Here is a 6,943-nt window from a genome sequence, read left to right as displayed (position 1 = left end):
CACCAATCCCTGGTAGCAGAGAGGAATCCGGTGGCCCAGAACGGTTACCAGGTCGACCCGCAGGAGCTGGGCAAGTTCGCCGGCTACCTGAAGGGCACCACCGCGCCCGCCGTGGAGCAGGCGTCGAGCGGAGTGCACGACGCCAACGGCTTCGACAACAATGCCTTCGGCATCTTCGCCGCGCAGCTGCTGGCGGTCCCCGCCCGCATCGCGATGGGGGTGGTCGGCGACCAGTTGTCGAAGCTGTCGAAGGAGATGACCGACGCGGCCGACCGCACGCAGACGGCCGCCAACACCTACACCCAGCACGACCAGAACGTCGCCGCCGATCTGGGCACTTTCAAGGCGGAGGTGTGAACTGATGGCCGTGCTCGATGTGACGTCCTCGAACGCGACCAGCGGCGCCGGCGTCGTCGACAGCTGGAACAGCGTCGCGAAGGCGTGCGAGGAGATCAAGACCGCTCACGGTGGGGACCGGGCCGCGCTGGCCGTGGAAATCGGGGTGGGCGTCGCCAGTGGCGTCCTCGACACGATCGCCTTCGTGATGGACCCGCTGGCCAAGCTCATCGCCGCCGGTCTCGGCTGGCTGATCGAACACGTGTCGTTCCTGCGCTGGCCACTGGACCAGATCGCGGGCAACCCCGACCAGATCAAGGTCATCTCCGACCGCCTGCACGGCATCGCCGAGGACCTGCGGAACACGGGTGCCGATCTCGACACCGCACTGGGCTCGATGATCACCCAGTGGCAGGGGGCGGGCTACGAGAGCTTCCGCGGCGAAATGGACGGCCACAAGGCGCACATCGACGCCCGGGCCAAGTCGGTCGACATCTCGGGCTACGTGGTCGAGACCACCATGGCGCTGATCGCGGCGGTGCGGAACCTGTTCCGTGACATCATCACCACCCTGCTCGGCGACATCATCTCGACCATGCTCATGGCGCTGGCACTCGCGGTGCCCACCTTCGGTGCCTCGGTGGCGGTCGGGACGACGAAGGTGGTGGTCGAGAGCACCGTCGAAACCGCCTCGATGGGGGGCAAACTGGCGAAGGTCGGTGCCTTCGCCAGCCGGGTCGCCGGCCGCCTCAAGCAGCTCGCGAGCATGGGCAAGGAGGATGACGCGATCAGCCTGAACTCGGTGCGGCATCCCGAGGGCGGGGGAGCGAGCAGCCACGGCGGACCCACCACGAACACGCACACCGGCGACAACCCGACGACGACACACCCCGGCGACAACCAGGCTGGGGGTCAGCATCCGGCCGATAACGAGGCTGGGGGTCAGCATCCGGCCGACAACGAGGCTGGGGGTCAGCATCCGGCCGATAACGAGGCTGGGGGTCAGCATCCGGCCGATAACGAGGCTGGGAACCAGCATCCGGCCGACAATGAGGCTGGGAACCAGCATCCGGCCGACAATCCGCCTCCGGCTCGTCCGAACGACGAAGGCAGCGGTAGTTCCGGCAACTCCACGAGGCCGGACGAGGAAGACCCCTTCCAAACGTGGCTCGCCGCGGACAACCACTTCAACGGCCCCGGGGCGTCCCACGACACCCCGTTGACGCATCCCGGCGACGCCCCGACGGCTCAACCGCATCCCAGCGGCGAGAATTCGGGGAACCAGCACACCTCGGACAACGGCGGAGGCTCGCAGCACCCTGCCGACAACCCGTCCACCAACAATGGCTCGCACCCGGGCGAGAACGCGGGTAATGGTCACCCGGGCGAGAACGCGGGTAATGGTCACCCGGGCGACAATGCGGGTAATGGTCACCCGGGCGAGAACGCCGGTAACGGCCACCCGGGCGACAATGCGGGTAATGGTCACCCGGGCGAGAACGCGGGTAATGGTCACCCGGGCGAGAACGCCGGTAACGGCCACCAGGGCGACAACGCCGGTAACGGTCACCAAGGTGACAATGCCGATAACGGTCACCACGGGGAGGCTGAGCCGAAGCCCGACCCGAAGTCGGGGCTGAAGGGCTACGACATCGATGCCCTGAAGAAGCACGAGCAGTGGCTCAAGGACACCTTCGGCAAGGAGACGACCGACAAGGCGAAGTTCGTGGACACCTGGGTCAAGAAGCACGAGCCCGACCTCTACCCGGTGGTCAAGGGGCTGGCCGACGCGAAGAGCAGCAAGAACGGGATCGGCTGGATCAACAAGACCATCGTCAACATCGACAAGCAGTTGACCGACATCCAGAGCCGGGCCGAGGAGGCCTGGAACAAGTCCGACGAGAAGTGGCGGGCCACCCATCCCGATCCCACCACGCTCTGACGGTTGCAGAAGAGGGGCCGCGGGGAAATCCCCGTGGCCCCTCTTCTTGTGTTTGTAGAGAGAACGTGTCTTGTGGCGTTTCCCCAGTTCGGTTGGCTGGTCTCATCCGGTTCCACGGCCGGGGGAGGCGACGATGGGAATCACGTCCGGGACCGGCACGCCGTGCGTGCGCACTGGTCTTGACCTTGGCACAACCCGAAGTTCACCTCCTACGGTCACCCCAACGTGCTGCGGGTCGAGGTCATGCGGCTGCTGACCGAGGCCTTCCAGATCCTCGGCGCGGGAGGATGTGCTCGACCTGTCCGGCTCCACGAACGCGTGGGACACCGTGGAAGAGGTGCTGATCCCCCACTTCGACGAGTGGCTGGTCGCACATCCTGGAAACCACCCGCCCGGAATTCGAAACCCTGCTGCTGGAGATCGCCGACCCCGCCGAGGAGTGGATCACTTCGGCGCAATCGCTGCGCGCGGCCGACCGCAGCACCTCGCCGCGGGTGCTGCCCGCGGACCGGCACCGGCCCGCCGGGGTGGCCGTGCCCGAGCGGGTGGTGCGCCGCAAACGGGCACCGGAAGGGACCGGTGGGCACCCTGACCTGAGCACGCCGTGCGCGGAGCGTGGCGTGCGTTCGGCCATCGGCGGGCTGTTGCCGGGCATCCGTGTGACCGGTGCTGACAGCGCCCCGCCCCGGCGCACAGGGTGGATCCATGGTGGCGACCGAGGTGCCGGGGGAGCACGGAGCCCTCGGCGCACTGGCGGGCCGGTTGCTGATCCAGTGCCGGCCCGCCCAGGCCGGGATCGCGGCCGAGGTCGCGGCCGCGTACGACGCGGGTCTGGTGCTGACCGGGAAGGAGCCGGAACCGGCGGTACGCGGCCTGCGGAGGGCGGGATTCACCGGGCCGGTGCTGTGCGACGCGGACCGGTACTCGGGCCCCGGCCGGAAGAACGCCGCCCGCGGGATCCGGCCCGGCTGGTGCCGCCGCCAGCAGGACCTGGGACTGGTGGCGCTGACCGACTCCGGGTATCTGGAGGCCCGCAACCTGCAGGGCCTGCGGACCATCCTGCGCGCGGCGGCACGCCAGCCACCACCCGCCCTGGCGGTGCTGCCTCTGGCCGCCCGGTGGTTCGCCACCACGGCCATCGCCGGGGCCCTGGTCCGGGAGATCGCCGTGCACGGCGTCCCGGTGGCGGTGGCCGTCGAGAGCCGGGGGGACCCGTTCGCCGTCCAGTACGTCGTCCGGAACTTCCTGTATCTGCTGCGCGAATCCCCGGTTCCGGTGGTGCTGTTGCGCTCGGACGTCGGCGCCCTTGGCGCGCTGTGCCACGGCGCGCTCGCGGCGGCGATCGGCACGGTCAGTGCACTGCGCCACCTGTACCCGGTGACACGCGGGCAGGGCGGCCGGCCACCCCGGGCCGCCGCCTTCGTGACCCCGCTGCTGGCCTACCACGCACTGGACACCCTCGACGAGGTCATCGGCGCCCTGCCGGAGTTCGATCACCTGTGGCGCTGTGAATGCCCCGTCTGCGACGGCCGCACCCCCGCCGCACTGGCCGGGCTGCCGGACGAAACCACCGCGGCCTTCCGGCATTCCCTGCACGCCCAGTTCCGCCTGCGTGCCGACCTGCTGCGCCCGAAGGCGACCAGGGAAGCGCTTGCCAGCACCTGGCACGAACACTGCAGCCACGCGCTTTCCCTCCACCAGGAACTGGCCGAACGGCTGCCGCGCCGCCGGCCTCCCGCCGCGCTGGCGTCCTGGCTGGCCGCCTCCACCGACCCGATCCGCGACGGCGCGCCGATCCCGCGCCAGGAAGCACCCGCGGCCGCACGTCCGCCTTCCCGGCCCCAAGATTCCCCCAAGAACCTCGCGCGAGACTGAGCGCACCGGGCAGGCCGGTGGCGTGAAGGAGGATGCGCACGTGGTGGTGCGGCAGTGGTCCGAGCGGACCTTGGCGGAGGCACTCGGGCGGGAGCACCGGGACGATCCCGTGCGATCGGGCACCGGCGGGCCCGCGGGCAACGCCCGGCTGACCGCGTGGACCGGTCTCGTGCTGCTGGTGCTGTTCGCCGTCGAACTCGGCACCTTGCTCAGCATCGGGCGTTTCCTGAGCTGGCATGTCGTGGTCGGCGTGCTGCTGGTGCCCCCGGCCCTGCTCAAGACCGCCACCACCGGCTGGCGCATCGTGCGCTACTACACCGGTGATCGCGCCTACCGCCAGGCCGGGCCCCCTCCCACGCCGTTGCGGTTGCTGGGGCCGCTGGTCGTGCTGTTCACGCTGGCCGTGCTCGGGACCGGGCTCGCCCTCGTCTTCCTCGGCCCGGACGCGAGCCGTACCCCGCTGCTGACCGTGCTCGGGCAGCGCGTCGACGTGCTGCGCCTGCACCAGGCGACATTCCTGGTCTGGGCGGTGGTGACCGGACTGCACACGCTCGCCCGGATCGTTCCCGCGGTGCGGCTCACCTTCGGCGCACGGAAAACCCGACCCCGTATCCCGGGCCGCGTTTCGCGGGCCGTCACGCTGCCGGTGACGCTGCTCGCGGCCGCGATCGCCGCGACGCTGGTGCTCGGCGCCTCGGGTGCCTGGCTCGCCGGAGGGCTGCACCGCCCGGACCACCACCGTGCGAGCACACTCAGCCACACCGCTCCGTAAGCTCTCCCCGGCTTCGCTGCTGCCGTGAGGGGTCCCCTCACGGCCCACCCGAGCCGCGGGCGTTCAGGAGGTTTGCAGGAGGGCGGTGGTGGCCCTGCGCGCGTAGGCCAGCACCGCCGGATGCTCGTCACCGGCGTCGATCCGCCGGACACAGGCGTCCACAAGGGACTGCAGCACCGCCTGCACCAGCCGGGGCTGCCCGGTGTCCAGTTCGGACACGATGCCGTCGAGCAGGCCGGCCAGCGAGGTGTGCAGCTCCCGGACGCGATCCAGTCCCGAAGCCGACAGCGCGCCCCGGGCGAGGGCGACCCGGCCGCCGTGCGTGCCCTTCGCCGCCTGGTCGAGGTTGGCCACCACATAGGCGACGGCCCGCGCCACGGGATCGCTTTGTGCTTCCACGGCACGGGTGACGGCCTCGATCCAGGCCGGGAACTCGCGGGTCACGATGAGTTCGACGAGTTCGTCGATGGACGAGAAGTACCGGTAGATGCTGTTGCGGGCGAGCCCGGCGCGGCGGGCCACCGCACCCGCGGTGAGTGCCGCGACACCGTCTTCGGCGAGGATCGCTTCGGCCGCGGCGATGAGCTGGCCGAGCCGCTGCTCGCGCTGTTCGCGCACACTTCCCGCGGTGATCTTCGGCATCGGTTCCTCGTGACAGGCTTCCGGCGGGGGCGCCCCGCCGGGAGCCGGCTTGGTTTGCTACGTTGCCGTCATCTTAGAGACAGACCTGTCGCCAAGTAGGTGCGGGCCGAGCCGGCTGGCGGCGGGCCCGGGAAAAGGAAAGCGGATGAAGAAGAGCTACTGGGCCGCCCTGGTCTACCTGGTGCTCGGCCTGGCGGGCGGTTTCTACTACCGGGAGCTGACCAAGGCCCACAACTTCACCGGCGAGACCCAGCTCTCCGTGGTGCACACCCACCTGCTGGCCCTGGGCATGTTGCTGTTCCTGATCGTGCTGGCACTCGACGTCACGCTCAAGATCTCGCAGGCTCCGGCCTTCAAGGTGTTCTTCTGGACCTACAACGCCGGTCTCGCGCTGACGGTGGCGATGATGCTGGTCCACGGCACGCTGACGGTGCTGGGCAAGGAGTCCGGCCCGGCGATCGCCGGGATCGCCGGTCTCGGCCACATCGGGCTGACCCTCGGCCTCGCCTTCCTCTTCGTGGCCATCGGCAAGGCCCTGCCGAAGCCGCAGAAGGAGACGGAGAAGCCGGTCGAGGAGCCGGCCGAAGCCTGAGCCGGCGTCAGCGCTGCCCGTAGCCGCGGAGCTTGCCGACCACGTGCTCGATCTCGGCGGCCGGGAGCAGCCGCGGCGTGCCCGCCGACCGGGCGAGCAGCCAGAGGCGGCACACCCACTCCAGCTGTTCCGCCCGGTGGTACGCCGAGCCGAGCGTGTCACCGTAGGTGATCGTGCCGTGGTTGGCGAGCAGGCAGCCGCGGCGCCCCTCGAGCGCGGCGAGCATGGATTCGGCGAGTTCGGTGGTGCCGTAGGTGGCGTATCGCGCGGTCCGCACGCTGGGGCCGACGACGGCCAGGAGGTAATGGACCGGCGGTACCTCGTCGACCAGGGTGGACACCGCGGTCGCGTGCACGGAATGCGTGTGCACCACCGCGCGCACCGGCGCGCCGTCCGGGTCCTCGGCGCGGCCGTAGACGGCGAGGTGCATCGGGAGTTCGCTGGTCGGCAGCAGCTCACCGTCCACAGTAGACCCGTCGAGGGCCACCACGGGGATGTCCTGCGGACGCAGGCAGGCATAGTCCACCCCGGTCGGGGTCACCGCCACCAGTTCCCCCGAGCGCGCGGAGATGTTGCCCGACGTGCCCACCACCAGCCCGTCGGCACTCATCCGGCGCGCGTACTCGCACACCGCGACGCGTTCTTCCGCCAGGATCACGGTCTCACCCTTCTCGAGATCGGCTCCACCGTACGGCAGTACGGCAGCGGCCGTACCGTCCGCGTTTCCGGCCGCCGCTCCGCGTCAGTGCTTGTGGCCGCGGCCCTTTCCCGGAGGCGGGGGAAC

7 protein-coding genes are annotated in these 6,943 nt (G+C 70.2%); 5 read left to right on the top strand and 2 right to left on the bottom strand.

Annotation, left to right across the window (positions count from 1 at the left end):
• The 4 genes from FNH05_RS28175 to FNH05_RS28155 form a co-directional block, all read left to right on the top strand.
• On the top strand, positions 1–357 hold a 357-nt coding region (locus FNH05_RS28175), incomplete at its 5' end, for a type VII secretion target (protein WP_144591879.1).
• A 4-nt stretch (positions 358–361) separates the two neighbouring features.
• On the top strand, positions 362–2,278 hold the full coding sequence (locus tag FNH05_RS28170; protein WP_144591878.1) for a hypothetical protein: 1,917 nt from the start codon (positions 362–364) through the stop codon (positions 2,276–2,278).
• A gap of 705 nt (positions 2,279–2,983) precedes the next feature.
• Entirely contained in the window at positions 2,984–4,153 is a 1,170-nt protein-coding gene (locus FNH05_RS28160; protein ID WP_186382777.1) for a hypothetical protein, read from the top strand.
• Between the two features lie 22 nt (positions 4,154–4,175).
• Complete coding sequence (locus FNH05_RS28155) at positions 4,176–4,925, top strand: hypothetical protein (RefSeq protein ID WP_144591877.1); 750 nt, start codon at positions 4,176–4,178, stop codon at positions 4,923–4,925.
• 63 nt (positions 4,926–4,988) lie between these two features.
• On the opposite strand, the gene FNH05_RS28150 is transcribed toward FNH05_RS28155, so the two are convergent.
• Positions 4,989–5,567 carry a TetR/AcrR family transcriptional regulator gene (locus tag FNH05_RS28150; RefSeq protein WP_144591876.1) on the bottom strand — a complete coding sequence of 193 codons (579 nt, stop codon included), beginning with the start codon at positions 5,565–5,567 and terminating at the stop codon, positions 4,989–4,991.
• Positions 5,568–5,712: 145 nt separating this feature from the next.
• Here FNH05_RS28150 and FNH05_RS28145 point away from each other — a divergent pair, with 145 nt between their 5' ends.
• Complete coding sequence (locus FNH05_RS28145) at positions 5,713–6,159, top strand: DUF2871 domain-containing protein (protein WP_144591875.1); 447 nt, start codon at positions 5,713–5,715, stop codon at positions 6,157–6,159.
• A gap of 7 nt (positions 6,160–6,166) precedes the next feature.
• Here FNH05_RS28145 and FNH05_RS28140 read toward each other — a convergent pair whose 3' ends face one another.
• The gene (locus tag FNH05_RS28140) at positions 6,167–6,817 is read right to left on the bottom strand and encodes a class II aldolase/adducin family protein (protein WP_144591874.1); all 651 of its coding nucleotides are present in this window, start codon (positions 6,815–6,817) and stop codon (positions 6,167–6,169) included.
• Between the last annotated feature and the right edge of the window lie 126 nt (positions 6,818–6,943).

The sequence above is a fragment of the Amycolatopsis rhizosphaerae genome (assembly GCF_007713715.1).
Classification (GTDB): Bacteria; Actinomycetota; Actinomycetes; order Mycobacteriales; family Pseudonocardiaceae; genus Amycolatopsis_E; species Amycolatopsis_E rhizosphaerae.
The sequence above is the reverse complement of the archived record's forward strand: the minus strand, read 5'-3'. Positions and strand labels throughout refer to the sequence as shown.